We start from the raw sequence: 26,256 nt of genomic DNA on the forward strand, positions 1-26,256 counted from the left end.
ACTCCTCGGGGGCGGAAGAGGTCAGCGGCCGAGGCGGTCCAGCACCGCGCGCGGGCGGTTGGTGATGATGGCGTCGACGCCCAGGCCGACACAGAGGTCCACGTCCGCGGGCTCGTTCACGGTCCACACGTGCACCTGGTGACCGGCCTCCTTGAGCCGCCGTACGTACGCCGGGTGGCTGCGGGCGATCCGGATCGAGGGGCCCGCGATCGTGACGCCCTCGGGCAGGCGTCCGTCGCGCAGGCGGGGGGTGACGAACTGGGCGAGGAGTACCAGGGGCAGGGTCGGGGCGGCGGCGTGCACCCGGTGCAGGGAGCGGGCGGAGAAGCTCATCACGCGGACCGGGGAGGCTTCGGGGGAGGCGGGGGCGTGCAGCCCGTAGCGTCGCAGCAGGGTGAGCAGCCGTTCCTCGACCTGGCCGGCCCAGCGGGTGGGGTGCTTGGTCTCGATGGCCAGTTCCACGCGGCGCCCGGCGTCGGCCACGAGTCCCAGCAGGCGTTCCAGGGTGAGTACCGACGTCTCCTCGCGGTCCTCGGGCCGGTGCTCCCAGTCGGGCTCCTCGTCCCGGCCGCCGCGGCTCTTCCAGGAGCCGAAGTCGAGGGCCGAGAGGTCGGACAGCTCCAGCGCGGAGACGGCTCCGCGGCCGTTGGAGGTGCGGTTCACGCGGCGGTCGTGGACGCAGACCAGATGTCCGTCGGCGGTGAGCCGTACGTCGCACTCCAGGGCGTCCGCGCCGTCCTCGATCGCCTTGCGGTAGGCGGCCAGGGTGTGTTCGGGCGCGTCCTCGGAGGCTCCACGGTGGGCGACGACCTGGATGGTGTGGTGTGGTGCGTGGGTCACCGCGTCATGGTGCCACCGACGCGGGGTCGTGCGGGCGGCGTGAGCGGGCAGGTGCTGAGGGGGAGCACGCCACCGGGCGGGCATCCACGCATACTTATCTCACTTTTGCCCGAGAAGTCTTATATAAAGGGTCCCCACGGTCCCACAGGGACCGCTTACGGTGCCCTGACGGCCCGTGGGAAAAGCTGAGTGCGTACAACAGGAACAGACACGGGACCACGCGCGGCCCTGCCGTGCCGGTCCGCGCGTCTCGGGCGGACGGGCGTGCACGCGGCCACGGGCATGACCGACCATGGACCGACGCGACCCGTATACGACGCGACGCGACCGGTGGCGACCGAGCATGATCGAGTGCGACCGAGCGCGACCGACGACAACAGCCGTGGATCGAGGAGAGAAGAGCTGTGAGCACCGAGAACGAGGGCAACGCGGTACCCCCGGCCCCGTCCGCACCTCCTGTGCCGGTGGCATCTCCCGCTGCTTCCCCGCAGGGCAGCGTGCCCGACGCGGGCGCGACGGCTCAGCTTCCGCCGGTGCCCCCCGGCCCGCCCGGAGCGCCGGAGCAGCATCCGTACGGACCCGGCGCCACCCAGTCCTACGGCGCCCCCGAGGGCTCCTGGCCGCCCCCGCCGCCGCCCGGCACGCCTGGCTACGGCGAGGCGGGCGCGGGCGGCGCGGGCGGTGGCTGGGGTGCCTCCTACCAGCAGCCGGCGCCGAAGCCGGCCGGCGGCGGGCGCGGCGGGCTGATCGCCGCGGTGCTGGTGGCCGCGCTGGTCGCGGGCGGTCTGGGCGGCGGCCTCGGCTACACCCTCGCCAAGGACAACGACGGCCAGGGCTCCACCACCGTCACCGCCGCCGACAACGGCGCCTCGCAGGTCAAGCGGGCGCCGGGCACCATCGCGGGCGTGGCGTCCAAGGCGCTGCCCAGCACGGTGACCATCGAGGCGGAGAGCACCAGCGGCGAGGGCGGCACCGGCACCGGGTTCGTCTTCGACACCCAGGGCCACATCGTCACCAACAACCACGTGGTGGCCGAGGCGGTCGACGGCGGCAAGCTGTCCGCCACCTTCCCGGACGGCCGTAAGTACGACGCCGAGGTCGTGGGGCACGCCCAGGGCTACGACGTGGCCGTCATCAAGCTGAAGAACGCCCCCTCCGACCTCAAGCCGCTCTCGCTGGGCAACTCCGACCAGGTGGCGGTGGGCGACGAGACGATCGCCATCGGCGCCCCCTTCGGGCTGTCCAACACGGTGACCACGGGCATCATCAGCGCCAAGAACCGCCCGGTGGCCTCCAGCGACGGCAGCTCCGGCAGCAAGGCGTCCTACATGAGCGCCCTGCAGACCGACGCGTCGATCAACCCGGGCAACTCCGGCGGACCGCTGCTCAACGCCTCCGGTGCGGTGATCGGCATCAACTCCGCCATCCAGTCCACCAGCGGCGGCAGCTTCGGCTCCGGCCAGTCCGGCTCGATCGGCCTCGGCTTCGCCATCCCGATCAACCAGGCCAAGTACGTGGCCCAGCAGCTCATCAAGAACGGCAAGCCGGTCTACGCCAAGATCGGCGCCTCGGTCTCCCTGGAGGAGTCCAGCAACGGCGCGAAGATCACCGACCAGGGCACGGGCGGCGCGGCCGCGGTGGAGCCGAGCGGCCCCGCCGCGAAGGCGGGCCTCAAGCCGGGCGACGTCATCACCAAGCTGGACGACTCCGTGATCGACAGCGGTCCCACCCTGATCGGCGAGATCTGGACCCACAAGCCCGGCGACAAGGTCAAGGTCACCTACCAGCGGGGCGGCGACACCCGCACCGTCGACCTCACCCTCGGCTCCCGGGTCGGCGACAGCTAGGGCAGGTCCGTCGCCCGCCCGGCGCCCGCTCCCGGTACGCTGTACCCCGCTCCGCCCCAGGTGGGCGAAGCGGGGAGGTGTGCCCGAGCGGCCTAAGGGAACGGTCTTGAAAACCGTCGTGGCAGCGATGTCACCGTGGGTTCAAATCCCACCGCCTCCGCAGTACGGCAAGGGGTGCCCCGCACGAGGGGCACCCCTTCCGCGTGCCGGGTCCTAGGACCCCGCGTCCTGCGGGTACCAGCGCAGCTCGATCGTGTTGCCGTCCGGGTCCTGGACGTAGACCGACGTGGCCTCGCCCCGCGCGCCCGAGCGCTGTACCGGGCCTTCCAGGACGGTGAAGCGGCCCGATCCGATGACCTCGGTCCAGTCGAGGGGGTCCACGACCAGGCAGAAGTGGTCGACGTTGGACTCGTGCCGCGGGCCCGCGACGATGTCGATGATCGTGTCCGGGGAGATGCGGACGGAGGGGAACGGCGCCTTGCCGGCCCGCCACTCGTCCACGCCCTCCGGCTCCAGGCCGAGGAGGGCGGTGTAGAAGCCGAGGGAGCGTTCGACGTCGGCGACGTTGAGGACCAGGTGGTCGAAGGCCTTGACGCGCAGCTCGGGCACTTTTTCCTCCGGAAGGGGTGGGAGTGGAGACGCTTCTACGATCCGCCGGTGCCGGGGTCCCATCAAGCGCCGATCGGCTTACGGTCGTTGAGCCCGATTCAACGCTGGGGGACGCATGCTGGAGCGGATCGAGATCGAGTGCTTCCTGACGCTCGCGCGGGAGCTGCACTTCGGGCGCACCGCCGAGCGGCTGGGTGTCACGACCGGGCGGGTCAGCCAGGTGATCCGGAAGCTGGAGCGGCGGGTCGGGGGCCCGCTGTTCGAGCGGAACAGCAGGAGTGTCCGGATCACACCCGTGGGGCAGCGCCTCGCCGACGATCTCGCGCCCCTGGTCGACGGCATGGCGGACGCCCTCCGCCGGGCCGCTGACGCCAGCCGCGGGGTCACCGGAGAGCTGCGCGTGGCCTTCCTGGGCGAGTGGACGGCGCCCGCGCTGCTGAAGGCGGTCGGGCTGTTCCGCGAGCGGCACCCCGAGTGCCGGGTCGTCGTACGGGAGGCGCGCTTGGCCGACTCCCGCGCGAGTCTGCTCGACGGCTCGGTGGACGTGCTGATCGCCTCGTTCCCGTTCGACGGCATGGCCTGCGGGGCCGACCTGCTGGTGGAGGGGCGGGTGCTCGCCGTCCCGGCCGGGCATCCGCTCGCGGGCGAGGAGTCCGTGTCGCTCGAGGTGCTCGCGGACCACCCCGTCGTGCAGTACCCGGCGGTCACCTCCGCCGCCTTCAAACGGGACCGCACCCCCGACCGCACCCCCTCGGGCCGCCCGATACCGAAGGGCCCCGCCGGAGCCTCGTTCTCCGAGATGCTGACCCTGGTCGCCCTGGGCCTCGGAGTCCTCCCGGTGGGCGAGCACTCGCGCCGCTACTACCCCCGGCCCGACATCGCCTACGTACCCCTGCACGACGCTCCGCCCATCCGGCGCGGGCCGGTGTGGCGGGCGGGGAACACGACGGCGCGCGTGCGGGAGTTCGTGCGAGCCGCGGCGGACGTGGCGCGAGACACTCCCTAGCCCCCGTACCCCGCTCTCCGCGCCGCCGAGGTGAGGGTGGCGCGGGCCTCCGGTTCCGGCAGGCCTGCGTCGAGGGCCGCGTCGAGCAGGTGCGGGGTCAGGGAGGGGCCCGTGCCCTGTTCGTGGGCGCGGCAGGCCGCCCAGAAGAGGCGGGCGTTGCGCTCGCCCTCGTGCGCGGTGCGGACGAAGTGGACCAGGGCGGTGCCCCCGTCGGCGGAGGGTGCCCGTGCCGGGCGGGGCGGCGGGGGCAGGAGGAGGTCCAGCAGGGCCGGCGGGCAGGGCGCCGGGCGCAGGCGGGCGGTGCCCGGCGCCGTCGTGTACGTGCCGTGGGTGCCCCGCGAACCGGGGCCGACCAGGTAGCCCCCGGCTCCCCTGATGTCGATGCCGGGGGCCAGCCGGCTCGCCGAGTTGGGGACCGCCACGTCCGGTGGCCCGGTGAGCCACAGATGACGGCCGCCGCTCGGAGTGAGGACGACGACCGTCTCCGGGACCGTGAACCCGTGCCGCGCCGCCAGGGCCAGCAGCGCCGCCGGGGAGTCCGTGCCGGGCTTGGTGTCCAGGTCGACGCCGATCAGATGGTGCGGGGGCAGGCCGCAGGCGATGCCGTACCCGGTGGCCCAGGGCGCCGCGGCGAAGAGCGCGCGCACGCGGGCGGGGTCGGCGGAGGCGTCGTGCACCCCGTGCCCGAAGCGGCCGCACTCGCCGTGGCAGGGCGGGTGCGCGGGGTCGGCCCGGTGCGGGGAGCGCAGCGCGGGGAGCTTCCTCCGGGACAGGGGGATGACGGCCAGGCCGCGCTCGGCGGCCGACAGCGCGTGGGCGAGGACCGGTGTCCCGGCCCGGCGGGCGGAAGTGGCCATGCCTCCATGGTCGTACGTGCGTTCGAGCATGGGAAGAGGGCGGGGATGTCCGGTTCGACGGTGAGGGTGGAGAAAAGTGGCGATGGGGGTTTATCGACTTGTCATCACGCTTGCGTGGTAATCGGGGCCCCTGGGGAGATTGGGGCCGGATGTGGCGGGCAGTACTCGGGTGCGACGTCGTACAGCGAGCCGGGATGGTCGGCCAACCGCCCTGGCTCAAGCCGTAGTTCGGTACTGGAGGAAGAGATGGCAAGCAGTCACCGCGGACCTATCCGGTGAGCCCGGGGCGGGGTCCCTGGGGAGGGGCTCCGCCGGGGTGTGCTTCGGGGTCATGACATCGGCGCGGCCGGCACTTCGGTGCCGCCGCGCCGATGTCGTGCGTGTGCCGGGGCCCGGTCCGGGAACCCCTCCGGGAGAACCCCCAGGCCGGGTGGAGGTCCACTCCACCTTCAGGAGGTCCGGCGAACCCCACCCCTACAACCTGAGGCGGACCCGGCTTCGGGACCTCCGGCCGATCCCCGGAGCCGTACCCGCTCCTAGCGTGGAGTCATGACCGCACCCGTCTGCACCAGCGCCTCGGCCGCCGCCGCACCAGCGCGGCAGACTCTCCCCCACCCCCGGCTCGCCTCGGCCGCGACCTCGCTCTACCCCTCCTTCGCGTCCTACGTCCGCGCCCGCCACCCCGCCCTGCTGCGCACCGCCCGCTCGCTGACCGCCAACCCGAGCGACGCCGAGGACCTGCTGCAGACCGCGCTGGCCAAGACCTACGTCGCCTGGGAGCGCATAGAGGACCACCGGGCGCTCGACGGCTATGTGCGCCGCGCCCTGCTCAACACCCGTACCTCGCAGTGGCGCAGGCGCCGGGTGGACGAGTACGTCTGCGACGAGCTGCCCGAGCCCGAGCCGCGTCCCGGCGCCGAGGACCCGGCCGAGCGGCAGGCGCTGCGCGACGCGATGTGGCGGGCGATCCTGCGCCTGCCCGCGCGCCAGCGGGCCATGGTCGTCCTGCGCTACTACGAGGACCTCAGCGAGGTCCAGACCGCCGAGCTGCTCGGTGTCTCCGTCGGCACCGTGAAGTCCGCCGTCTCCCGCGCCCTGGGCAAGCTCCGCGAGGACCCCGAGCTGGGCCTGGCCCGCTGAGAGACGCGGGATACGCCGCCGACTTTCGGTCCCCCTAGTGACATACCGCGCGGTATGTGCGCAGAATCAGCGCGACTCTACTTCCGTACAGGCAACGCTGCCGGGGAGGACGCCCGCCGTGCTGAGCACCATGCAGGACGTACCGCTGCTGATCTCGAGGATCCTGAACCACGGGTCCACCATCCACGGATCGTCGCGGATCACCACCTGGACCGGCGAGGCCGAGCCGCACCGGCGGACCTTCGCCGAGATCGGCACCCGCTCGGCCCAGCTCGCACACGCCCTGCACGACGAACTGGGGGTGCGGGACGACGACCGGGTCGCCACCCTGATGTGGAACAACGCCGAGCACGTCGAGGCGTACTTCGCCATCCCCTCCATGGGCGCCGTACTGCACACCCTCAACCTGCGGCTGCCCGCCGAGCAGCTCGCGTGGATCGTCGACCACGCCGCGGACCGCGTGATCATCGTCAACGGCTCGCTGATCCCGATGCTCGCTCCCCTGCTGGCGAAGCTGCCCACGGTCGAGCACATCGTGGTGGCCGGCCCCGGCGACCGCGCGCCGCTCGCGGCCGCCACCGCGCGCGTCCACGAGTACGAGGAGCTGCTCGCCGGCCGCGCGGAGCACTACGACTGGCCCGAGCTGGACGAACGCCGGGCCGCCGCCATGTGCTACACCTCCGGCACCACCGGCGACCCCAAGGGCGTGGTGTACAGCCACCGTTCGGTCTATCTGCACTCCATGCAGGTCAACATGACCCAGTCGATGGGCCTGACCGACCAGGACACCTCGCTGGTGGTCGTCCCGCAGTTCCACGTCAACGCCTGGGGCCTGCCGGACGCGGCCTTCATGACCGGCGTCAACCTGCTCATGCCGGACCGGTTCCTCCAGCCCGCCCCGCTCGCCGAGATGATCGAGACCGAGCGTCCGACACACGCGGCCGCCGTCCCCACCATCTGGCAGGGTCTGCTCGCCGAACTCGGCGCCCGCCCCAGGGACGTCACCTCCCTCACCCAGGTCACCATCGGCGGCGCGGCCTGTCCGCCCTCCCTGATGGAGGCGTTCGACGCGCTCGGCATGCGGGTCTGCCACGCCTGGGGCATGACCGAGACCTCCCCGCTCGGCACGGTGGCCCGGCCGCCCGCCCACGTGATCGGCACCGAGGAGGAGTTCGCCTACCGGCTCACCCAGGGCCGCTTCCCCACCTCCGTCGAGGCCCGCCTCACCGGCCCCGGCGGCGAACGCCTCCCCTGGGACGGCGAGTCGGCCGGCGAGCTGGAGGTGCGCGGTCCCTGGATCGCGGGCGCCTACTACAACGGCCCCGACGCCGAACCCCTGCGCCCGGACGACAAGTTCAGCGAGGACGGCTGGCTGAAGACCGGCGACGTCGGCACCATCTCCCCCGACGGCTACCTCACCCTCACCGACCGCGCCAAGGACGTCATCAAGTCCGGCGGCGAGTGGATCTCCTCGGTGGCGCTGGAGAACGCCCTGATGGCCCACCCGGACGTCGCGGAGGCCGCCGTGGTCGCCGTGCCGGACGAGAAGTGGGACGAGCGCCCGCTCGCCACCGTGGTCCTGAAGGAGGGTGCGGAGATCGGATTCGAGGCGCTGCGCGTCTTCCTCGCCGAGGAGTGCGGGATCGCCCGCTGGCAGCTCCCCGAGCGCTGGACGATCGTCGAGACCGTCCCGAAGACCAGCGTCGGCAAGTTCGACAAGAAGGTGCTGCGCAGGCGGTACGCGGACGGCGAGCTGGACGTCACCCGGCTCTGAGCGCCACCGGTGGCCGGGGTCCCACGGGACCCCGGCCACCGTTCAGTTGGTGCCGATCCGCGCCAGCAGGTCCACGATCCGGCCCTGCACCTCGTCGCTGGTGGAACGCTCCGCGAGGAACAGCACCGTCTCGCCCGACGCCAGCTTCGGCAGGTCGGCCTGGTCGACCGCGGCGGTGTAGACGACCAGCGGGGTCCGGTCGAGCTGCCCGTTGGCGCGCAGCCAGTCCACGATCCCGGCCTGGCGGGGCTTGGTCTGCATCAGGTCCATCACCACGAGGTTCGGCCGGAACTGTCCCGCCAGCGTCACCGCGTCGCCGTCGCTCGCGGCCCGCGCCACCTGCATGCCGCGCCGCTCCAGCGTGGCGGTGAGCGCCAGCGCGATCTCCGCGTGCTCCTCGATCAGCAGCACCCGCGGCGGATGCTGCTCGCTGTCGCGCGGCGCCAGCGCCTTCAGCAGCACGGCGGGGTCGGCGCCGTACGCCGCCTCCCGGCTCGCCTGGCCGAGTCCGGCCGTCACCAGCACCGGCACCTCGGCGGCCACGGCCGCCTGGCGCAGCGACTGGAGCGCGGTCCGGGTGATCGGGCCGGTCAGCGGGTCCACGAACAGCGCGGCGGGGAACGCCGCGATCTGCGCGTCGACCTCCTCGCGCGAGTGCACGACCACCGGCCGGTAGCCGCGGCTGCTGAGCGCGTCCGAGGTCGTCACGTCCGGCGCGGGCCACACCAGCAGCCGGCGCGGGTTGTCCAGCGGCTCCGGGGGCAGTTCGTCGTCCATCGGCTGCGGGCGCGGGGTGTCCGCGACCTCCACGGCGCCGCCCGGCCCGTCCAGCGGCTCGGGCCCCTCGGCCGCGTTCGCGTCCGGAGCTCCTATGGCGTACGACCGTCCGACACCCTCGGTGCCGGGCGCCCGGCGCGGCTGCGCGGGGGCCGCCACGGCCTCGGGGTGCGGGCGCGCGCCCGGCTCGGGCTGCGCCTCCGGACGCGGGGCGGGGGTGCCCAGCTTGCGGCGGCGTCCGCCGCCGTTGGTCGCGTGCGGGGGCGGGGTCGCGGTCGGCTGCTGCACCTGGGCGGCCTGCCGGACGAACGGCACGCCCTGCCCCAGCGTGCGCACACTGATCGCGCGGCCCTGGGTGGAGTCGGGTTCGCCGCCTCCGGGCGCCTCGGCGGGCAACGGCTGCGCGGCACGCGGCTGCTGCTGCGGCGTGAACTGCGGCGGCAGCGCGGCACCGGGCAGGCCCGCGCCCGCGGTGTCGTCGTCCTCGTCGTCGGGCCAGGGCTGCGGAACCGGCGCCGCCTGAGCGGGAACGGGCGCAACGGCCGCAGCGGGCGCCGCCTGAGCCGGCGCGGCCTCGGCGGGCAGCGGCTGCGCGGGTACGGCAGCCTCGGGAGCGGGCGCCTGCGCGGGCACCGGGAGGGGCTGGCCGGAGGTGGCCTGCGCCGGGATGCCCGCACCGGGCGCGCCCTGCGCCGGGATGCCCGGCTCCGCCTGCGCGGGCTGGGCCACGGCCCGGCGGCGCCTGCCGGTGGGCGCGGTGGTGGGATGCGGCTGCGGAGGCGTGTGGTCCTCGGACTGGTCCACGGGCACCGCGTCGTGCCGCCCGTCGTCGCCCGGGTCGCCGTCGGCGGGGGACTGCTGCGGGGGTACGGGGGCGGCCTGGACGGGGGGCACGGCGGGAGCGGGGCCGGGGGCCGGTGCCGCGGGAGCGGGGCCCGCGGCGGGAGCCATGTCCGGAGCCGGGGCCTGAGCGGCACCCTGGACCGGGGCCTGAGCGACGGCCTGAGCCGGGCCCACGCCCTGTCCCGGCACCGGAACGGCACCCACGGCCATACCCGGAGCGGCCCCCGTACCCGCGGCCGTACCCGCACCCGGCAGCGGAGCCCCCGGGATCGGCCCGACGTGCACACCCTGCGCCGCGGCCTCCGGCTCCGGCGTGCGGTCCGCCTCGGCCGGCGGCAGGGCGAAGACCGTACGCGCGCCGGTGTCCTGCGCGGCGGCACGCTCGGCGGCGGCCGCCAGCGCGCGGCGGCGACGGCCGGTCGGCGCCGCGTCGTCGGAGGTCGCGACCTCCGCGCCCGGAGCCGTCGGGCCCCCGGCGGCGGGCAGCGCGGGCGGCAGGGCCGCCTGGGCCTCGCCCGAGCCCTGACGGGCGACCTGGCCCGCGGGCACCGGTACGCCCTGCGGCGGCACCGCGCCGCCAAGTCCCGTGTTGGAAGCGGCGGTCCCGGCCGCGTGCTCGGCCGCCGTCATCACGGCGCCCTCGGCGGCCACCCCGTCGCCGACGGGGGCGATCTCGGCGGGGCGTCCGCGCCGCCGTCCGGTGCCGCCGGACCCCGGCTCCGCGCTCTCGATCGCGGCCGGACCCGGCTCCTCGGCCGCCGGGGCACCACGCCTGCGGCGCCGCCCGGTGGGCGCGGCAGCACCCGGTGCGTCGGCCGCGTCCGCGCCCGCCACCTCGCTCTCCAGGAACGCGTCGGTGGAGGACCGCCGCGCCCGCCGCCGTCCGCCCTGATCGCCCACGAGGGCGATCTCGGCGCCGGACGACACGGCCTCGCGCGGGTCCGGGACGCGCGCGGCGACCGTCCCGGCGCCACCGCCCAACGGCACTTCGAGGACGTAGGCACGCCCACTCATGCCCGGTACCTCATGTGTCTGGAGCACACCTCCGTGCGCCCGGACGATCCCGCGCACGATCGGCTCGTGCACCGGGTCGCCGCCGGTGTACGGCCCGCGCACCTCGATCCGCGCGACCTCGCCGCGCTGCGCGGCCGCGACCACGACGGTGTTGTCCAGGTAACCGGCGGCCGACACCGGGGCGTTGCCGGTGGCGTCCACGCCCGCCACGTCCGCCACGAGGTGGGCGAGCGCGATGGCGAGCCGCTGCGGGTCGACCTCGGCCTCGATGGGCGGCGCGTGCACGGCGAACTGCACGCGGCCCGGCCCGATCAGCTCCACGGCACCGTCGACGCCGGCCGCGACGACCGCGTCCAGCATCACTTTGGTCCGGGTGATGTCCTCCGTGCCGGAGTCGAGGCGCTGGAAGCCGAGGACGTTGTCGATGAGGGCGGTGATGCGGGCGTACCCGGCCGAGAGGTGGTGCAGCACCTGGTTGGCCTCGGGCCACAACTGGCCCGCGTCGTCGGCGGCGAGGGCGGCCAGTTCGCGGCGCAGCTCGTCCAGCGGGCCGCGCAGCGAGGTGGCGAGGAGGGTGAGCAACTGCTCGTGGCGGCCGGCGAGGGCCTCGTAGCGGTCCTTCTCGCGCTCGCCGAGGGCGGCGTAGCGCTCCTCGCCCGCGGCCAGTTCCTCCTGGAGCTTTTCGCGCAGCTCCGCCAGCTCGGCGGCACCCTGCTCGGTCAGCTCCTCCACCTCGGTGGCGTGCTTCTCGCGCAGCGCGGCCAGTTCGGAGGCGTGTTCCTCGGCGAGCCGCTCCAGCTCCTCGGCGTGCGCCTTCTCCACCGCCTCCTTCTCGTCGGCGAGGGACTGGTACGGGCGCCGGTCGGTGAAGGTCATGACGGCGCCGACGAGCTGGTCGCCGTCGCGCACCGGGGCGGTGGTCAGGTCGACGGAGACCTCGTCACCGCTCTTGGACCACAGCACCTGCCCGCGCACCCGGTGCTTGCGCCCGGAGCGCAGGGTGTCGGCGAGCGGGGACTCGTCGTACTGGAACGGGGAGCCGTCGGCGCGGGAGTGCAGGACGAGGGTGTGCAGTTCCCTGCCGCCCAGCTCACCGGCGCGGTAGCCGAGGATCTGCGCGGCGGCGGGGTTCACGAGCACGATCCGGCCGTCGGTGTCCGTGCCGACGACGCCCTCGGAGGCGGCGCGCAGGATCATCTCGGTCTGCCGCTGGGAGCGGGCGAGTTCGGCCTCGGTGTCCACGGTCCCGGACAGGTCCCGCACGACGAGCATCAGCAGTTCGTCGCCGGTGTAGGCCGAACCGTCGTACGCCTGCTGCGGGTTCTCCAGGTTCGCGCTGGTGACCTCGACCGGGAAGTCGGTGCCGTCCGTGCGCCGGGCGACCATCCGGGTCGGCTTGGTCCGGCCGTGCGGGTCCATGTGGTCCGGGCGGCGCATCGAGCCGGGGATCAGCTTGGAGTCGAACTGCGGGAGCAGATCGAGGAGGCCCCGCCCCACGAGCGCCGTACCGGGTGCCTCGAACGCCTCCAGGGCGATGGTGTTGGCATTGACGACCGTGCCGTTGGCGTTGACCAGGAGCAACGCGTCGGGCAGGGCGTCGAGTATGGCTGCGAGGCGAGCAGCGCCTCGGGATGGCCTGCTGCTCACGAGACGCTTCCTCCCTGTCACCGCACCTTGCCGACCGCTCGGGCCATCTTGCCAAGCGGCCCGCGGGGTGTCACGCGAGGGAGTCTAAGGGCTCCGCCCGCGCGCACGGCGCCGGATGGGAGGGAGGTACCACGACGAAGTGACGCCGAACATATGCCCGCATCCCACCACGGGTCGCCTTCCGGGCACGCGAGTTGCCGCCTCGCCGCCCTCTGACGTGCGCCCAGGCCCGCCTGCCCGGCCCACCGGTCCGGCACCACCCGGCTGCGCAACGACTCCGTGAGACCTTCGCGGGACCTTTACGGGGTTCTCCGGGGTACGGGCCGGCTCAGGCGTCCGGCCCCATGTCCGGGAGGAAGGGCACGAGGCGGTCCCAGCGGGCGATCTCGCAGCCGCCGCCCCGCCGGAAGGTGGCGTCCACGGGGCGGCCGGCCCAGTACCCGGTGACGTGGGCGGTGGCGGGGCCGCCGTCGATCATGGTGCAGATGCTGTCCGGGGGGACCGGCGCGAAGGTGTCCCGACCCCAGCGGGTGTTCTCGTCGAGCACGCGGCAGGCTTCGGCGGGCTCCGGATGATCACCGGCGGCGGGATGGCAGAACAGTTCCCTCACTCCGTCCCGCCCGGTCCCGGCGCCCTGCACGACGAGGGTGAGGTGATCGCCGACGCGGTCCTCCGGGAGCGGGGGTGAGGGCATGGCGGGGACGGCACCGGCCGGGGCGGCGGCGAGGCCGCAGAGGAGGGAGGTGAGGGAGGTGAGGGAAGCCGCGAGGGGCGCGAGACCGCGCCGCGGCGGGCCGGACCGGGTCGCCCGGCGGGACAGGAGAGGACTCATACCCAGCCCAACGCGCACCCCCCGCGGACGTTGCGCCCACCTGCCGAGACCCTCCGTGGATCTTCCGCGCGCCTCGCCGGGAGAAGCCCTTTGCCCTGCGGGCCTCGCGCCTAGTACCGTGGGGACCGATTGGTGACACCGCGCTTGCCTGTGTCATCATCTGCACGCACCAATCGCGCGCTCGCGTGAGTGGTTGTGCTGGAGGCGTCGCCTAGTCCGGTCTATGGCGCCGCACTGCTAATGCGGTTTGGGTCTTAAAGCCCATCGAGGGTTCAAATCCCTCCGCCTCCGCCCCTGATCCGAAGCCCCGGTCCACATGGACCGGGGCTTCGGCGTTACCGGGGTGGCTCCGGGCCCCGCCCGCCCGATCTACGTTTCGACGTTTCCGCAGGTCAGAGGGGGTGCGGGGAACGGATTTCACATGGCGGCGGCAGTCATGTAATGTTCTTCCTGTCGCCGGGACAGGCCGAAAGGCCAGGGAAACGGAGACGAAAACAAAAGAACAAGCACTCGTAGCTTAACGGATAGAGCATCTGACTACGGATCAGAAGGTTGCAGGTTCGAATCCTGCCGAGTGCACACAGGCAAGAGGCCCCGCAGAGATGCGGGGCCTCTTGCGTTTCGGGGCATGCGGAAGAGAAGCGGGGGCGATCTTCCGCATGGGGGAGAGAGGGGCCAGGGGGCGCTTCGTGCGCCCGTGAGGCGGGGCTTCGCCCGTGTCGAACAACTGGCTCACAAACTGTGCAAGTTGGCGCAGGCCCGATGGAGATTCTGCAAGTATCCGGGTTGTCATCACCGAACGGCGAGGGCATGATCACCGAGGCGCCGCAGGCTGCATCCCGCGACGCCTCGCGCAATGAGCAGCACGCCGAATCCCTGATGGCACAAGGAGATACGCATGCCCATCTCGAACAGCATAAGACGCGCCGCCGTAGTACTGGCGACCACCTCGGCCCTCGGGCTGATCGTGGCGCCGAACGCCTCGGCCAACTGGACGTCGTACATCTCGAGCTGGGGCCAGGGCGACGAGTCCCGCCGCTGGGCCGACGAGTCGTACTCGCAGCTCCAGTTCACCGGCTGCTTCGTGCAGAACGGGTCCCAGGACGTGACCGTCGCGTACTACCGCGACGTTCCGCTCCAGACCGACCCCAAGTACGACTCGAAGACGTTCACCGCGTGCTTCAACGGCGGTACCAGCAACGGAGAGTGGACCGGTCTGCCGTCCGGTGACTACTACTTCAAGGCCACGGACGTCGGCGGCGGCGGTCTGCTCTTCGTCGACAAGGTGTACGTCGACACCACCCAGGCCGACTGACGTTCCATCACTGAGCGGGCCGCGCGGCCGTGTGCCGCGCGGCCCCGCCGCGACTGGAGAGACGTGACACTTCGCAGTCACCTTCGGATCGGCAGCCCGCTCTGGCTGGGCCTTCTCATGGTGTGCTTCACCGTCCTCTATTACCTGGACGTGGCCGCCAAGTGGAGCGATCCGCACGGCATCGGATGGGCCCCCGGAATGGTGGCCATCGCGCTGGGCACCACCGCCTACAGCACGGCCTTCGTGGCTGTGATGGCCGCCTGGGAGGCGGGGCGGCTCACCCGGGGCGGCTTCTGGGAGCTGGCCCCGGCGCGTACCCGGGCCCATGTGGTCGCACGGCAGCTCTGGCCTGGGGTGACCCTGGCGTGGCTCGCCGCCGTCGCTCCGGTGACCGTCTCGTTGTTCCAGAACCGGACGGTCCCCGACGGCTGGAGCCTGCTCCCGCTGGTCACGGTCCTCGTCGACCTGGCCTTGTGGGCGGTGGTGGGATTCGTCGCCGGCAGCAAGGTGAACCCGATGATCGCGGCGCCGGCCCTCGGTGTCCTGTCGTTCCTGCTCGTCTCCACATCCGTCGCCGTCGGTCCCGTGTGGTGGCGGCACATCGCGGGCATGATCTCCGAGCCCCCGGTCGCGGGGGAGACCTACAGCCTGGCCGCGGCCGCGGTGCCGGTCCTGTTCACCGCCGGTCTGGCGGGTGCTGCCGTACTCCTCTGGGTCCTGGCGGCGCCGCGGACCGTGCGTGTCGTGGCGGCCGTCGCCCTCGTGGCCGTCGTGACGCTGGGCGCGAGCCGGATCGCGGACGGCTGGGGCTACTTCGGCGGCATGCGCACGCAGGCGGTGCCGATGAGCTGTGCCGGCCGGGCGCCCCAGATCTGTGTGGCGGCGTCGAGCAAGACGGGTCCCGGGACCCTCCGGGCGGAGGTCGCCCGGACCGTCGAGCGGCTTAGCACCGCCGGTGTCTCCGAACCGCCCGCGAAGGTGGTCGACACGTCGACGGAGGGCAGGTACCCGAGGCCCTCCACAGCGAAGACCTGGTACGTCCCGCTGACCACGTCCGCCCGCAAGGGTGAGCTCGGTTACCAGGTGATGCGCGACGCCGTCCGCTTCCCCTGCCGGGCGCCGCGGGCGGACTGGGCCCGTGCCGTCCTCGCCTGGGCGGCCGAGCGCACCGGGCAGACGACCCCGTACGAGAAGGCGCTGCGAGCGGACCCCTTCTTCAACGACCTGGTCTGGCAGAAGGACCGGAAGCAGATCGACGCTGTCCTCGAACTGCCCGAGTCCCGACAGCGCGCCTGGTTCGCCCACGGCCTCGACGCCGCCTGTACCAAGGGGAAGACCGCATGACGCTCTGGGTCCGCTGCCGCAGGGCGACGACCACGCTCCCGGCGGGATGCGCGGCCGCATTCGTGCTGGCCCTGCTGCTCGGGGGGTCGGCCGTGCCGCTGCCCGCCCTGACGCTCGGCGGCTCGGCCACCGTCCAGCTCAGCCAGTTCGTGCCGATCCTCCTGACGGGGGTGATCGCGCTCTGCCTGGACACCCGGGTCCCGGCGGCTGAGGCCAGCGGCATCCGGAAGGTCCGGCGCCTGGACGCGGTGCTCGTCCTCGGGGTGATCGCTCTCCTGGAACTGGCGGGCGCCGTGACCTCGGTCGTCCTCGACGAACCGTTCACGCATCCGATGTGGACCCTGGGCCGCAACACCGCGTGCGCGGCCGGCCTGCTGCTCCTGGTCCGCCCGTGGCTGGGCCGGGCGTCGGTCATGGTCCCCGTGGCCATGGTCTTCGGCGTGGTGCTCTTCGGCTACCGGATGCCCACCGACCCCTACCCCTGGGGCTTCATCCTGGAGCCCGCCACTTCTCCGCTCGCGGCAGTCGCGTGCGCCGTGATCGCGGCGGCGGGTGTCATCACCCACGTTCTCGCCGCCCAGAAGGAGGAACTGTGAGCCTTCGCTACGACACCTGTACCTACACCTACGGGCGCAGGAAGCGGCCGGTGCTGGACGGGTTCACCTACGAGGTGCAGCCGGGGCTCACGGTTCTGCTCGGCCCCAACGGCGCCGGCAAGTCCACCCTGCTGCGGCTGGGCGCCTCCGTCACCACCCCCCGGTCCGGCAGCGTGAACCTGGGAAGGCTGAAGGCCGGCAGCCGCGAGTACCGCCGGGCCGTCGCCTGGATGCCGCAGAACATCGCCGCCGTGCCGTCGCTGACCGCCCGCGAGTACGTCGCGTACGTCGGCTGGCTCAAGGGCATGAACCGCAGCGAGGCGTGGGACGCGGCCCGGGGCGCCCTGCGTCAGGTGGAGCTGGCCGACAAGGAGGACGAGCGGACCAGTGACGTATCCGGCGGACAGCTCCGCCGCATCGGCGTGGCCGGTGCCCTGGTGCACGGTGCGCGGGTGCTGCTGCTCGACGAGCCCACGGCCGGTATGGACCCCCGCCAGCGACGCGTCTTCCGGGACCTGCTGCGCGGCCTGTCCGGGGACGTCGCGGTGCTGCTCTCCACGCACGACGTCGCCGACCTCGCCGAGGAGGCGGACCAGGTGGCTGTGCTGGAGTCCGGCCGGCTGCTCCACTCCGGCACGACGGCCTCGTTCCTCGCTCACTGCCCGCCCGGCGTGCCCGACGGCCGGATGGCCGAGGGCGCCTACAGCGCGGTGCTCGACGGTTCGCCGGGCTCCCTCATCTAGTACCTGTGAAACACGCCCGAACGCGGAGAGGCCCCGGACACCCGGGGCCTCTCCGCTTCGTCGTGTGCGGGGGTCCACCGCCCGCGCCCTCAGCCGGACTCCTCCGTCGACAGTTCCGCCCGGGACTCGTGGGCCAGGGCCGTCGCCCGGGTGAACCAGTCGGTGATGACGGCCAGTTCGGCCGGGGTGTAGTCCGCGAAGAGGGTCATCAGGCGGGTGTAGTGGCCGCCGTACGCGGCTTCCACGCGGGACACCGCCGCCGGGACCGCCGCTACGCGGACCCGGCGGCGGTCGGTGGGGTCCGGGCGGCGGGTGACGTAGCCGGCGCGCTCCAGGCGGTTGAGGATGCCGGTCACCGCGCCGGTGGTGACCTGGGCGAGGGCCGCGAGGTCGCCTGCCGTGAGGAGGTCGGGGCCGGCCTGGAGGACGAAGCCGAAGCAGGTCAGGTCGGTGACGGTCAGGCCCAGCCGCCGGGCCATCTCCTGCTGGCCGATCAGGTGCGCGGCGATGAGGTGGTCCATCGCGGTCAGCGCCTCGGCCGGACTCGCGGGCGGGCGGGGCGTGCCGTCCATCTTCCTTGATTCCTTAGCTTGTGAGATATTCGAGAGGTAAATCTCTTAGACTGTGAGAGACCTGTAGGAGGCCGTTCCATGAGTCTGTACGACGAGGGTCACACGATCGCCGGGTGGACCGGGTGTGCCATCGCCACCCTCGGCAGTGGTGTCGTGGGTGCGGGGGTGTGCACGGGGTCCGTTCCGGCTCTCGTGGGCGGAACGGTGATCGTGGCGGCGAGCGTGCTGGTCACCTGGGTGCTGCACCTCAGCGGGTGGGGCAAGCCGCCGGGTGTGCGGCCGCGTCCGGAGTGGGGTCTGCGGGTGCGCGACACGCAGGCCCGCGGCGGGCATCCGGGGTGCGTGGGCTGCGCGCTGGCGGGCCGGCGTCCGGACTCCGCGCCCGTGGGGGTCCGTGCCGAATCGATACCTCTGTCTCCGATCGAGTGAACGTGCCCTCCACCGGCCGAAGTTGCTGATCGGCGTCCCTAGCTTCCGGGGTGGAGGTGATGCTCGATGCACGAGCACGACGACACGACCAGGCTGCCCGAGCGGGGCGCGATCGACATCGACGACTTCGTGTTCGCGGCCACCGGAGCCCGCGTACGAAGGCTGACCACCCCCGACGGCGAGCACTGGTTCCCGGCCGTGGACGTGGCGACGAGGCTCGGGTACGTGAACACGCGGCAGGCACTGCTGCACCATGTTCCGACGGATGGCCACCAGAGTCTCGAAGACTTGGCACGAAGCGTCTATGGAGAGACCACTTCGCGCAGAATCGCAGGTCACGGGCTCAAGAAGTCCATGCGGATGGTGAATCTGCGGTCCCTGATCCTCCTCGTGAACGGGTGCACCAAGCCCGAGAGCGCCCCCTTCAAAACCTGGGTCGCCGAAGTCATCGTCACCATCCAGCGCGACGGCACCTACAGCCTCGACCCCGCCCCGCTCCAGACCACTCCAGGCACCTCCTACGTCATGCCCCGACAGGTAGCCGACGCCATCGTCCGCCTGGAGGAGCGCAACCTGCGGGCCGACGAGGCGCTCGCCGCCGCGCAGGCCGAGCATCTCGCGCAGATGCGGGAGGCCAACGAGGAGCGTGCCCGCGTCAGCGAGCACCTGGCACGCCAGACCGAGCAGTTGGGCACCCTCGCCCACCGGGTAGGCGGCGTCCAGGACGTCCTCACCCGCATCGCCGACGCCCTCGACCAGATCGTCGACCGCGTGCGTCCCGCCCAGCCCCCCGAGCCGCAGCAGGCGACGATCACCCCTCAGCGCCTCCTCGCCACCTGGCGCGAGCGCAACCTCGTCGTCACCGACGACGTGCACGCCGTCGCCGCCTACCTGGCCCCCGCGCTGGTGCGCGGCCCGGCCGCCTGTCGGCTGGAGGACGTCGCCACCCGGACCGGCCTCACCCTCGACCGTGTCCACGACTGCGTACGCATGCTGATCAAGCGCGGCTGCGTACGGCAGACCGGCAGCGCGGCGGACGGGGTTCCCGTCTACACGCTCGCGTGAAAGAGCCCGAAGTCGCACTCAGAGGATGCGGCTTCGGGCTCTTCCCGTACCGTACCGGGCCCCCTCGCCGGACGGACGATGTCGGCGGCATCTCCTACCCTCACGAGTGATGGCAGCACAGAAGTGGACGTGTACGGGACTGCGCTGGTCCCTGGAGGGCCCCGCGCTGGTCTGGTCCGGCGGGCGCCGCAGCGCGCTGACCTGGGGGAAGCGGGTCGCCTTCGGCGTGCTCGACGGCACGGCGCGGCGATGCGTGGGGGCGCGGGGGCACCTGTGCCCGACGAGAACGGCCGTGCCCGGGCGGAGTACGGGCGCCCGCTGCGAGGACTGCGCCCGGCTGGACCGCGCGCACTCCGTGGCCGCCGACACGATCGCCGACGACCCCCGGCCGTACCGCGTCTATCTGGCCTGGTTCGGGCCCGGTCTGGTCAAGGTCGGCATCACCGCGGCCGAGCGCGGGTCCGCCCGGCTGCTGGAGCAGGGCGCCGTCTGCTTCAGTTGGCTCGGCACCGGCCCCCTGATGGCCGCCCGGCGCACCGAGGAACTGCTGCGGGCCGCGCTCGGCGTCCCGGACCGGATCCCGTACGCCGTGAAGCGCACCGTGAGAGCGTCCCTGCCGGGCGGTGCCGAGGAGCGGGCGGCGGAGGTGGTGGCCCTGCACGCGCGGGCCGTCTCCCTCGGGAACTGGCCCGAGTCCCTCGTCCCGGCGCCCTGCCAAGTCGTCGATCACATGGACGAGTTCGGACTTCAGCGGGCCGGACCCGCCGCGGGCGCCGTCATCGAGCTGGTGGCCGGGGGCCGGGTCGGCGGGGAACTCGTCGCGGCCGCCGGGCCCGATCTGCACCTGGCCGTCGAGGGGCGCGGGGTGCTCGTGCTGGACACCCGGCTGCTGCCCGGCTGGGAGCTGACCCCAGCTCAGGAGGGCAGCGAAATCACCTTGCCAGTAAAGGACTTCGGCGCCCGTCAGGACGGCCTTTTCTGACCCCCGCCCGGCTCCCACCTGTTTCTCAGCGAAATCACAGACTGCCGAAAGTCTCCTCTCAGTGGCTGGGGACAAGGTCTCACCATGACCACGACCTCGCCCCAGGGGCGTACCGAACTGCTGAGGCCGGACGGTAGCCCCGTCCGCGTCCTGGTGGTGGACGACGAGCTGTCGATCACCGAACTGCTGAGCATGGCGCTCCGGTACGAGGGCTGGCGGATAAGGAGCGCGGGGGACGGGCAGGGCGCGCTGCGCTCGGCCCGCGAGTTCCGGCCGGACGCCGTGGTGCTGGACATGATGCTGCCGGACATGGACGGGCTGACCGTGCTCAGCCGGCTCCGCCGTGAACTGCCCGACGTACCCGTGCTGTTCCTGACCGCCAAGGACGCGGTGGAGGACCGGATCGCCGGACTCACCGCGGGCGGGGACGACTACGTCACCAAGCCGTTCAGCCTGGAGGAGGTCGTGGCCCGGCTGCGCGGGCTGATCCGGCGCTCCGGGGCCACCGACAAGCGCCCCGACTCCGTGCTCGTCGTGGGCGACCTCAGCCTGGACGAAGACAGCCACGAGGTCTGGCGGGCCGGGGACTCCATCCACCTGACCGCCACCGAGTTCGAGCTGCTCCGCTTCCTCATGCGCAACCCGCGCCGGGTGCTGAGCAAGGCGCAGATACTGGACCGGGTCTGGTCGTACGACTTCGGCGGGCAGGCGAACGTCGTGGAGCTGTACATCTCCTATCTGCGCCGGAAGATCGACGCCGGCCGCGAGCCGATGATCCACACCCGGCGCGGGGCCGGCTATCTGATCAAGCCCGCCGTGTCGTGAGGATCGTGCGCCGCGCGCGTACCCCGCGCACCCTGCGGACGCGGCTGGTCGTCGCGTCCGTCGTGCTGATCGCCGTGGTCTGCGCGGTGATCGGTACGGTGACCACGCTCGCCCTGCACGAGCACCTGTACCAGCAACTCGACGGCAAGGTCCGGGATATCGCCGTACGCGCGGTCGGCCGCCCGCACCCGTCGCCCGTCCCGCTGGACCCGGCCGCCACCGCGCTCGCCTCGGCGGTGGCCACCGAGAGCCCCGCCGAACGGGTGACCACCCTGCTCACCAGGGGCCCCAACCAGACGCGGACCGTCGCCGCGTACGTGCGCGACGGCGCGATCGTGTCCGGGGCCGTGTCCGACGAGCAGAAGGACGGCAGCGGCGTCTTCAAACGGATGCGCGCCGAGCGGCTCACCGGCGAGCAGACCGCCGCGCTCGCCACCGTGCCGAAGGACGGCAGCGCCCACACCGTCCACCTGCCCGGCCTGGGCGACTACCTGGTCCGGTACGCGGTCAGCCGCGACAGCGCCGACCGGTACTACGTCGCCCTGCCCACCGCCGAGATGGACGGTGTCGTCGACACCCTGGTGCTGGTCGAGGTCTGCGTCACCGTCGCCGGGCTCGTCGCGGCCTCGCTGGCCGGGACCGTCATCGTCGGCGTCGCCACCCGCCCCCTGCGCCGGGTCGCCCGCACCGCCACCCGTGTCTCCGAACTCCCCCTGCACTCGGGCGAGGTGAACCTCAGCGAGCGTGTCCCCGATGCCGAGTGCGACCCGCACACCGAGGTCGGCCGGGTCGGCGCCGCGCTCAACCGGATGCTCGACCACGTCAACGGCGCCCTGCACGCCCGCCAGGAGAGCGAGACGCGGGTCCGGCGCTTCGTCGCCGACGCCAGTCACGAGCTGCGCACCCCGCTCGCCTCGATACGCGGCTACGCCGAACTGACCCGGCGCGGGCGGGAGACGGTAGGCCCGGACACCCGGCACGCGCTGGGCCGGATCGAGTCCGAGGCGGCCCGGATGACGCTGCTGGTGGAGGACCTGCTGCTGCTGGCCCGGCTGGACGCGGGCCGCCCGCTCCAGTTCGACCGCACCGACCTGGCCCCGCTGGTCGTGGACACCGTCAGCGACGCCCGCGCGGCCGGCCTGGACCACACCTGGCGACTCGACCTGCCCGACGAACCGGCGCTGGTGACCGCCGACGCGGCCCGGCTCCAGCAGGTGCTGGTCAACCTGCTGGGCAACGCGCGCCGGCACACCCCGCCGGGCACCACGGTCACCGCACGGGTCCGGCGGCAGGGCGAGCGGATGCGCGTACAGGTCGAGGACGACGGTCCGGGCGTCCCGGCCGGGCTGCTGCCGCACGTCTTCGAGCGGTTCGCGCGCGGCGACTCCGCCCGCACCCGTGCCACCGGGTCCACCGGCCTCGGTCTCGCCATCGTGCGGGCCGTCGTCACCGCGCACGGCGGCACCGTGGAGGTGGAGAGCGCGCCGGGCCGGACGGTGTTCACCGTGGGGCTGCCCGCGGCCGGGCCGGAGACGGCGCCGCACTCACAGTCGGGCCACAGCGTCACCACACGGGCGCGACAGGGGAGTTGAGAAGAGTCGGTCCCATGCGAACCGACTCTTCTCCCGGCACCCTCCCGGCACGGGAGCACCTCCCGGCCACCGCCGCCGGCACCCCCGTGCTGGACGTGGTGATCCCCGTCCACAACGAGGAGAAGGACCTGCGCCCCTGCGTGCTCAGGCTCCGCGAGCACCTGGCGCGCACCTTCCCGTACGCCTTCCGCATCACGATCGCCGACAACGCCTCCACGGACGCCACCCGGAGGATCGCGGCCGGTCTGGCGGACGAGTTCGTGGAGGTGGCCGCCTTCCGGCTGGAGCGCAAGGGCCGGGGGCACGCCCTGCGCACGGTGTGGTCCGCCTCGAACGCGCCGGTCCTCGCCTACATGGACGTCGACCTCTCCACCGACCTCAACGCCCTGCTCCCGCTGGTCGCCCCGCTGATCTCCGGCCACTCCGACCTGGCGATCGGCTCCCGGCTCAGCCGGACCTCCCGCGTGGTGCGCGGTCCGAAGCGGGAGTTCATCAGCCGGGCCTACAACCTGATCCTGCGCGGCTCGCTCCAGGCCCGCTTCTCCGACGCCCAGTGCGGCTTCAAGGCGATCCGGCGCGAGGTGGCCCAGGTGCTGCTGCCGCTGGTGGAGGACACCGGCTGGTTCTTCGACACCGAGATGCTGGTGCTGGCCGAGCGGGCGGGGCTGCGCATCCACGAGGTGCCGGTCGACTGGGTCGACGACCCGGACTCCACCGTGCGCATCGTGCGCACCGCGACCGACGACCTCAGGGGCGTGTGGCGGGTGGGGCGGGCGCTGACCACCGGTTCGCTGCCGCTGGACCGGCTCGCCCGGCCCTTCGGCGACGACCCGCGCGACCGTGAGATCACCGACGTCCCGAAGGGGCTGGCCCGTCAGCTCGTCGGGTTCTGCGTGGTCGGCGGGCTGTCGACGCTGTTCTACCTGCTGCTCTACAGCGGCTTCCGGCAGTTCGGCGGCTCGCAGGCCGCCAACGCTCTCGCCCTGCTGCTCTCCGCGCTCGCCAACACGGCCGCCAACCGGCGCCTGACCTTCGGGGTGCGCGGCCGCGGCGGCGCGGTACGGCACCAGGCACAGGGCCTGGTGGTCTTCGCCATCGGCCTCGCCCTGACCAGCGGTTCCCTCGCCGCCCTCGACGCGGCCACCACCGGCCCCGCGCACACCACCGAACTCGCGGTCCTCGTCGTCGCCAACCTCGCGGCGACCGTCCTGCGCTTCCTCCTCTTCCGCGCCTGGGTCTTCCCGGACCGCCGGGACCCCGCGCCGGACCCCATCCCGACGGCTCTCTACGACGAGCCCACCACCATCTCCACGGGGGACCCCCGATGACCACCCAGTACGACCAGCCCCCGCAGGCTGCCGAGACGCCACCCGCGCCGCGCGCCTCCTTCGCCCACCGTGTGTGGCGCGGCCGGCCCGAGGACCCGAGCTGGGCCCGCCCGGCCTTCTGGGCCCTGCTCGCCGCCACCCTCGTGCTGTACCTGTACGACCTGAGCGCCTCCGGATTCGCCAACTCCTTCTACTCGGCGGCCGTCCAGGCGGGCAGCACCTCCTGGAAGGCGTTCTTCTTCGGCTCGCTGGACGGCGGCAACGCCATCACGGTCGACAAGCCCTCGGCGTTCCTGTGGCCCATGGCGCTGTCGGTGCGGATCTTCGGCCTCGGCTCCTGGGCGGTCCTGGTCCCCGAGGTCCTCATGGGCGTCGGCTCGGTGGCGGTCGTGTACGCGGCGGTACGGCGCCGGTCCAGCGCGGTGGCCGGTCTGGTCGCGGGCGCGGTGCTGGCGCTGACCCCGGTGGCGGCGCTGATGTTCCGGTTCAACAACCCGGACGCGATGCTGGCCCTGCTGATGGCGCTGGCCTGCTACTTCACCGTCCGGGCGGTCGAGGACGGGCGGACCCGCTGGCTCGTGTGGGCGGGCGTCGCCATCGGCTTCGCCTTCCTCGCCAAGACCCTCCAGGCGTTCCTGATCCTGCCTCCGCTGGCCCTCGTGTACGCGGTCTGCGGGCCGGTCCGGCTTCGCAGGCGGCTGGTCCAACTGGGCCTGGCCACGCTCGCGCTGGTGGTGTCCGGCGGCTGGTGGGTCGCGGTGGTCGAGCTGTGGCCGGCCTCCTCCCGCCCGTACATCGGCGGCTCGCAGCACAACAGCTTCCTGGAGCTGACCTTCGGCTACAACGGCCTCGGCCGGATCAACGGCGACGAGACCGGAAGCGTCGGCGGCGGAGGCGGCGGCATGGGCGGCGGGGGCCGCTGGGGTACGACGGGCTGGGACCGGATGTTCGGCGCCGAGGTCGGGGGTCAGGTCTCCTGGCTGCTCCCGGCCGCGCTGATCCTGCTGATCGCGGGCCTGTGGGCCACCCGGAAACTGGGCCGCGCCTCCGCGACCCGCGCGTCGTTCCTCGTCTGGGGAGGCTCGCTGCTGATCACCATGGCGGTGTTCAGCTACATGGCCGGCATCTTCCACCAGTACTACACGGTCGCCCTCGCCCCCTACCTCGCCGCCGTCGTCGGCATGGGCACCGGGCTGCTCTGGGAGCGGCGTACCGAGACGTGGGCGGGGGTCGCGCTCGCGGCCGCCTCGGTGGCGTCGGGCGCCTGGGGGTACGTGCTGCTCAACCGCACGCCGGACCATCTGCCCTGGCTGAGGTGGCTGGTGCTGGTCGGCGGGCTCGTGGCGGCGCTCGGGCTGCTGTTCCTCGGCCGCGCACCGAGGAACCTGGCGCTGGGCGCGGCCTCGGTGGGCCTGGCCGCGGCGCTGGCCGGGCCGACGGCGTACACCCTGAGCACGGTGAACTCCGCGCACACCGGCTCGATCCCGACGGCGGGCCCGGCGGGCGCGAGCATGATGGGCTTCGGCGGCCGTCCGGGCGGCCGTGGCGAGGGCATGCGCGGCGGCTTCCCCGGCGGGATGCCGGGCGGGCAGAACGCGCAGGGCCAGGGCCAGGGTAAGGGCCAGATGCCGCCGGGCGGGGCGGGCGGCCAGGGCTTTCCCGGCGGTGGTTTCCCCGGCCAGGGCGGCCAGAACGGCCAGGGCCAGGGGAACGGCCAGGGCCAGGGCAACGGCCAGGGCCGGCAGAACGGTCAGGGCTTCCCCGGCGGCAACCTCCCCGGCAACACCCGCACCGGCGAAGGCGGCCGCATGGGCGCCGGAGGCGCGGGCGGCCTGCTCGACGGGGCGAAAGTCTCCGCCGAGGCCGAGAAGCTGCTGAAGGCCGACGCCGACTCCTACACCTGGGTCGCCGCCTCCATCGGCTCCCAGAACGCGGCGAGCTACCAACTGGCGACGAACAAGGCCGTCATGGCGATCGGCGGCTTCAACGGCACCGACCCCTCCCCGACCCTCGCCCAGTTCAAGCGGTACGTCGCCAAGGGCGAGATCCACTACTTCATCGCCGGCGGCGGTATGGGCGGCGGCATGGGCCGAGCCGGTGAGGCCCGCGGCGGCATGGGCGGCGAGAGCGGCACGGCCTCCGGCATCAGCACCTGGGTGGAGGCCAACTTCAAGAAGGTGACGGTCGGTTCGGCCACCTTCTACGACCTCGCGCAGAAGAAGGCCGGCTGACCGCGAGCACCTTCGGCCGATAATGCTGTACACCGTATAGTGAAACCG

21 protein-coding genes and 3 tRNA genes are annotated in these 26,256 nt (G+C 73.1%); 18 read left to right on the forward strand and 6 right to left on the reverse strand.

Annotated features, from left to right (window positions below):
• Positions 1–21: 21 nt before the first annotated feature.
• Positions 22–840, reverse strand: coding sequence for a glycerophosphodiester phosphodiesterase (locus tag HEK131_RS00795; RefSeq protein WP_244333250.1), 819 nt, complete (start codon positions 838–840; stop codon positions 22–24).
• Positions 841–1,244: 404 nt separating this feature from the next.
• Between HEK131_RS00795 and HEK131_RS00800 the strand changes: the two genes are divergently transcribed.
• A complete protein-coding gene (locus tag HEK131_RS00800; protein ID WP_244333251.1) occupies positions 1,245–2,687 on the forward strand; it encodes a S1C family serine protease in 1,443 nt (480 codons plus the stop codon).
• Positions 2,688–2,760: 73 nt separating this feature from the next.
• Positions 2,761–2,847 (forward strand) — tRNA-Ser (locus tag HEK131_RS00805).
• 53 nt (positions 2,848–2,900) lie between these two features.
• On the opposite strand, the gene HEK131_RS00810 is transcribed toward HEK131_RS00805, so the two are convergent.
• Positions 2,901–3,287 carry a VOC family protein gene (locus HEK131_RS00810; protein ID WP_244451916.1) on the reverse strand — a complete coding sequence of 129 codons (387 nt, stop codon included), beginning with the start codon at positions 3,285–3,287 and terminating at the stop codon, positions 2,901–2,903.
• 124 nt (positions 3,288–3,411) lie between these two features.
• On the opposite strand from HEK131_RS00810, the gene HEK131_RS00815 reads away from it, so the two are divergent.
• Positions 3,412–4,302 (forward strand): LysR family transcriptional regulator, encoded by an 891-nt coding sequence (locus HEK131_RS00815; protein ID WP_244333252.1) that lies wholly within the window; start codon positions 3,412–3,414, stop codon positions 4,300–4,302.
• On the opposite strand, the gene HEK131_RS00820 is transcribed toward HEK131_RS00815, so the two are convergent.
• A complete protein-coding gene (locus HEK131_RS00820; RefSeq protein ID WP_244333253.1) occupies positions 4,299–5,159 on the reverse strand; it encodes a bifunctional DNA primase/polymerase in 861 nt (286 codons plus the stop codon). The two genes, HEK131_RS00815 and HEK131_RS00820, sit on opposite strands and share 4 nt — an antisense overlap.
• Before the next feature lie 549 nt (positions 5,160–5,708).
• Here HEK131_RS00820 and HEK131_RS00825 point away from each other — a divergent pair.
• Together HEK131_RS00825 and HEK131_RS00830 are read left to right on the forward strand one after the other, a co-directional pair.
• Positions 5,709–6,299, forward strand: coding sequence for a SigE family RNA polymerase sigma factor (locus HEK131_RS00825; protein WP_217463462.1), 591 nt, complete (start codon positions 5,709–5,711; stop codon positions 6,297–6,299).
• A 118-nt stretch (positions 6,300–6,417) separates the two neighbouring features.
• Positions 6,418–8,073: a long-chain fatty acid--CoA ligase gene (locus HEK131_RS00830; protein ID WP_244333254.1), complete on the forward strand. Its 1,656-nt coding sequence runs from the start codon at positions 6,418–6,420 to the stop codon at positions 8,071–8,073.
• 42 nt (positions 8,074–8,115) lie between these two features.
• Here HEK131_RS00830 and HEK131_RS00835 read toward each other — a convergent pair whose 3' ends face one another.
• Both HEK131_RS00835 and HEK131_RS00840 read right to left on the reverse strand, forming a co-directional pair.
• Positions 8,116–12,354, reverse strand: coding sequence for a hybrid sensor histidine kinase/response regulator (locus HEK131_RS00835; protein ID WP_244333255.1), 4,239 nt, complete (start codon positions 12,352–12,354; stop codon positions 8,116–8,118).
• A gap of 328 nt (positions 12,355–12,682) precedes the next feature.
• Positions 12,683–13,186 carry an SSI family serine proteinase inhibitor gene (locus tag HEK131_RS00840; RefSeq protein WP_244333256.1) on the reverse strand — a complete coding sequence of 168 codons (504 nt, stop codon included), beginning with the start codon at positions 13,184–13,186 and terminating at the stop codon, positions 12,683–12,685.
• 200 nt (positions 13,187–13,386) lie between these two features.
• Between HEK131_RS00840 and HEK131_RS00845 the strand changes: the two genes are divergently transcribed.
• From HEK131_RS00845 to HEK131_RS00870, 6 genes are all read left to right on the forward strand, one after another.
• Positions 13,387–13,477: transfer RNA gene (locus HEK131_RS00845), tRNA-Ser, on the forward strand.
• 215 nt (positions 13,478–13,692) lie between these two features.
• Positions 13,693–13,765 (forward strand) — tRNA-Arg (locus HEK131_RS00850).
• A gap of 319 nt (positions 13,766–14,084) precedes the next feature.
• The gene (locus HEK131_RS00855; protein WP_244333257.1) at positions 14,085–14,501 is read left to right on the forward strand and encodes a hypothetical protein; all 417 of its coding nucleotides are present in this window, start codon (positions 14,085–14,087) and stop codon (positions 14,499–14,501) included.
• 63 nt (positions 14,502–14,564) lie between these two features.
• Complete coding sequence (locus HEK131_RS00860) at positions 14,565–15,845, forward strand: hypothetical protein (protein ID WP_244333258.1); 1,281 nt, start codon at positions 14,565–14,567, stop codon at positions 15,843–15,845.
• Positions 15,842–16,441 carry a hypothetical protein gene (locus HEK131_RS00865; RefSeq protein ID WP_244333259.1) on the forward strand — a complete coding sequence of 200 codons (600 nt, stop codon included), beginning with the start codon at positions 15,842–15,844 and terminating at the stop codon, positions 16,439–16,441. Before HEK131_RS00860 ends, HEK131_RS00865 begins: the two co-directional genes overlap by 4 nt.
• Positions 16,438–17,184 carry an ATP-binding cassette domain-containing protein gene (locus tag HEK131_RS00870; protein WP_217462360.1) on the forward strand — a complete coding sequence of 249 codons (747 nt, stop codon included), beginning with the start codon at positions 16,438–16,440 and terminating at the stop codon, positions 17,182–17,184. The genes HEK131_RS00865 and HEK131_RS00870 overlap by 4 nt, the downstream gene beginning before the upstream one ends.
• A gap of 89 nt (positions 17,185–17,273) precedes the next feature.
• Here the strand turns inward: HEK131_RS00870 and HEK131_RS00875 are convergent, their stop codons facing one another.
• Positions 17,274–17,756, reverse strand: a complete 483-nt coding sequence (locus tag HEK131_RS00875; RefSeq protein WP_217462361.1) for a MarR family transcriptional regulator — start codon at positions 17,754–17,756, stop codon at positions 17,274–17,276.
• 78 nt (positions 17,757–17,834) lie between these two features.
• Between HEK131_RS00875 and HEK131_RS00880 the strand changes: the two genes are divergently transcribed.
• The 7 genes from HEK131_RS00880 (at position 17,835) to HEK131_RS00910 (ending at position 26,208) form a co-directional block, all read left to right on the forward strand.
• Positions 17,835–18,185, forward strand: a complete 351-nt coding sequence (locus HEK131_RS00880; RefSeq protein ID WP_244333260.1) for an HGxxPAAW family protein — start codon at positions 17,835–17,837, stop codon at positions 18,183–18,185.
• Positions 18,186–18,251: 66 nt separating this feature from the next.
• A complete protein-coding gene (locus HEK131_RS00885) occupies positions 18,252–19,250 on the forward strand; it encodes a BRO-N domain-containing protein (protein ID WP_244333261.1) in 999 nt (332 codons plus the stop codon).
• A gap of 109 nt (positions 19,251–19,359) precedes the next feature.
• Positions 19,360–20,232 (forward strand): DUF2797 domain-containing protein, encoded by an 873-nt coding sequence (locus tag HEK131_RS00890; protein ID WP_244333262.1) that lies wholly within the window; start codon positions 19,360–19,362, stop codon positions 20,230–20,232.
• A gap of 84 nt (positions 20,233–20,316) precedes the next feature.
• Positions 20,317–21,057, forward strand: a complete 741-nt coding sequence (locus HEK131_RS00895; protein WP_217462365.1) for a response regulator transcription factor — start codon at positions 20,317–20,319, stop codon at positions 21,055–21,057.
• 5 nt (positions 21,058–21,062) lie between these two features.
• A complete protein-coding gene (locus HEK131_RS00900; protein ID WP_432215605.1) occupies positions 21,063–22,649 on the forward strand; it encodes an ATP-binding protein in 1,587 nt (528 codons plus the stop codon).
• A 14-nt stretch (positions 22,650–22,663) separates the two neighbouring features.
• Positions 22,664–23,977, forward strand: a complete 1,314-nt coding sequence (locus HEK131_RS00905) for a bifunctional glycosyltransferase family 2/GtrA family protein (protein ID WP_244333264.1) — start codon at positions 22,664–22,666, stop codon at positions 23,975–23,977.
• A complete protein-coding gene (locus HEK131_RS00910) occupies positions 23,974–26,208 on the forward strand; it encodes an ArnT family glycosyltransferase (RefSeq protein WP_244333266.1) in 2,235 nt (744 codons plus the stop codon). Before HEK131_RS00905 ends, HEK131_RS00910 begins: the two co-directional genes overlap by 4 nt.
• The last annotated feature ends 48 nt before the right edge of the window (positions 26,209–26,256 follow it).

Origin of the sequence: Streptomyces seoulensis, assembly GCF_022846655.1 — a bacterium.
In the GTDB taxonomy this organism is placed as follows: domain Bacteria; phylum Actinomycetota; class Actinomycetes; order Streptomycetales; family Streptomycetaceae; genus Streptomyces.

What these genes read in the sequence shown, in the direction of transcription:
- HEK131_RS00840 (WP_244333256.1), bottom strand. Translation starts at nt 13,186, where the DNA reads ATGAGTCCTCTCCTGTCCCGCCGGGCGACCCGGTCCGGCCCGCCGCGG.
- HEK131_RS00880 (WP_244333260.1), top strand. Translation starts at nt 17,835, where the DNA reads ATGAGTCTGTACGACGAGGGTCACACGATCGCCGGGTGGACCGGGTGT.
- HEK131_RS00825 (WP_217463462.1), top strand. Translation starts at nt 5,709, where the DNA reads ATGACCGCACCCGTCTGCACCAGCGCCTCGGCCGCCGCCGCACCAGCG.
- HEK131_RS00890 (WP_244333262.1), top strand. Translation starts at nt 19,360, where the DNA reads ATGGCAGCACAGAAGTGGACGTGTACGGGACTGCGCTGGTCCCTGGAG.
- HEK131_RS00815 (WP_244333252.1), top strand. Translation starts at nt 3,412, where the DNA reads ATGCTGGAGCGGATCGAGATCGAGTGCTTCCTGACGCTCGCGCGGGAG.
- HEK131_RS00895 (WP_217462365.1), top strand. Translation starts at nt 20,317, where the DNA reads ATGACCACGACCTCGCCCCAGGGGCGTACCGAACTGCTGAGGCCGGAC.
- HEK131_RS00865 (WP_244333259.1), top strand. Translation starts at nt 15,842, where the DNA reads ATGACGCTCTGGGTCCGCTGCCGCAGGGCGACGACCACGCTCCCGGCG.
- HEK131_RS00855 (WP_244333257.1), top strand. Translation starts at nt 14,085, where the DNA reads ATGCCCATCTCGAACAGCATAAGACGCGCCGCCGTAGTACTGGCGACC.
- HEK131_RS00820 (WP_244333253.1), bottom strand. Translation starts at nt 5,159, where the DNA reads ATGGCCACTTCCGCCCGCCGGGCCGGGACACCGGTCCTCGCCCACGCG.
- HEK131_RS00905 (WP_244333264.1), top strand. Translation starts at nt 22,664, where the DNA reads ATGCGAACCGACTCTTCTCCCGGCACCCTCCCGGCACGGGAGCACCTC.
- HEK131_RS00910 (WP_244333266.1), top strand. Translation starts at nt 23,974, where the DNA reads ATGACCACCCAGTACGACCAGCCCCCGCAGGCTGCCGAGACGCCACCC.
- HEK131_RS00875 (WP_217462361.1), bottom strand. Translation starts at nt 17,756, where the DNA reads ATGGACGGCACGCCCCGCCCGCCCGCGAGTCCGGCCGAGGCGCTGACC.
- HEK131_RS00885 (WP_244333261.1), top strand. Translation starts at nt 18,252, where the DNA reads ATGCACGAGCACGACGACACGACCAGGCTGCCCGAGCGGGGCGCGATC.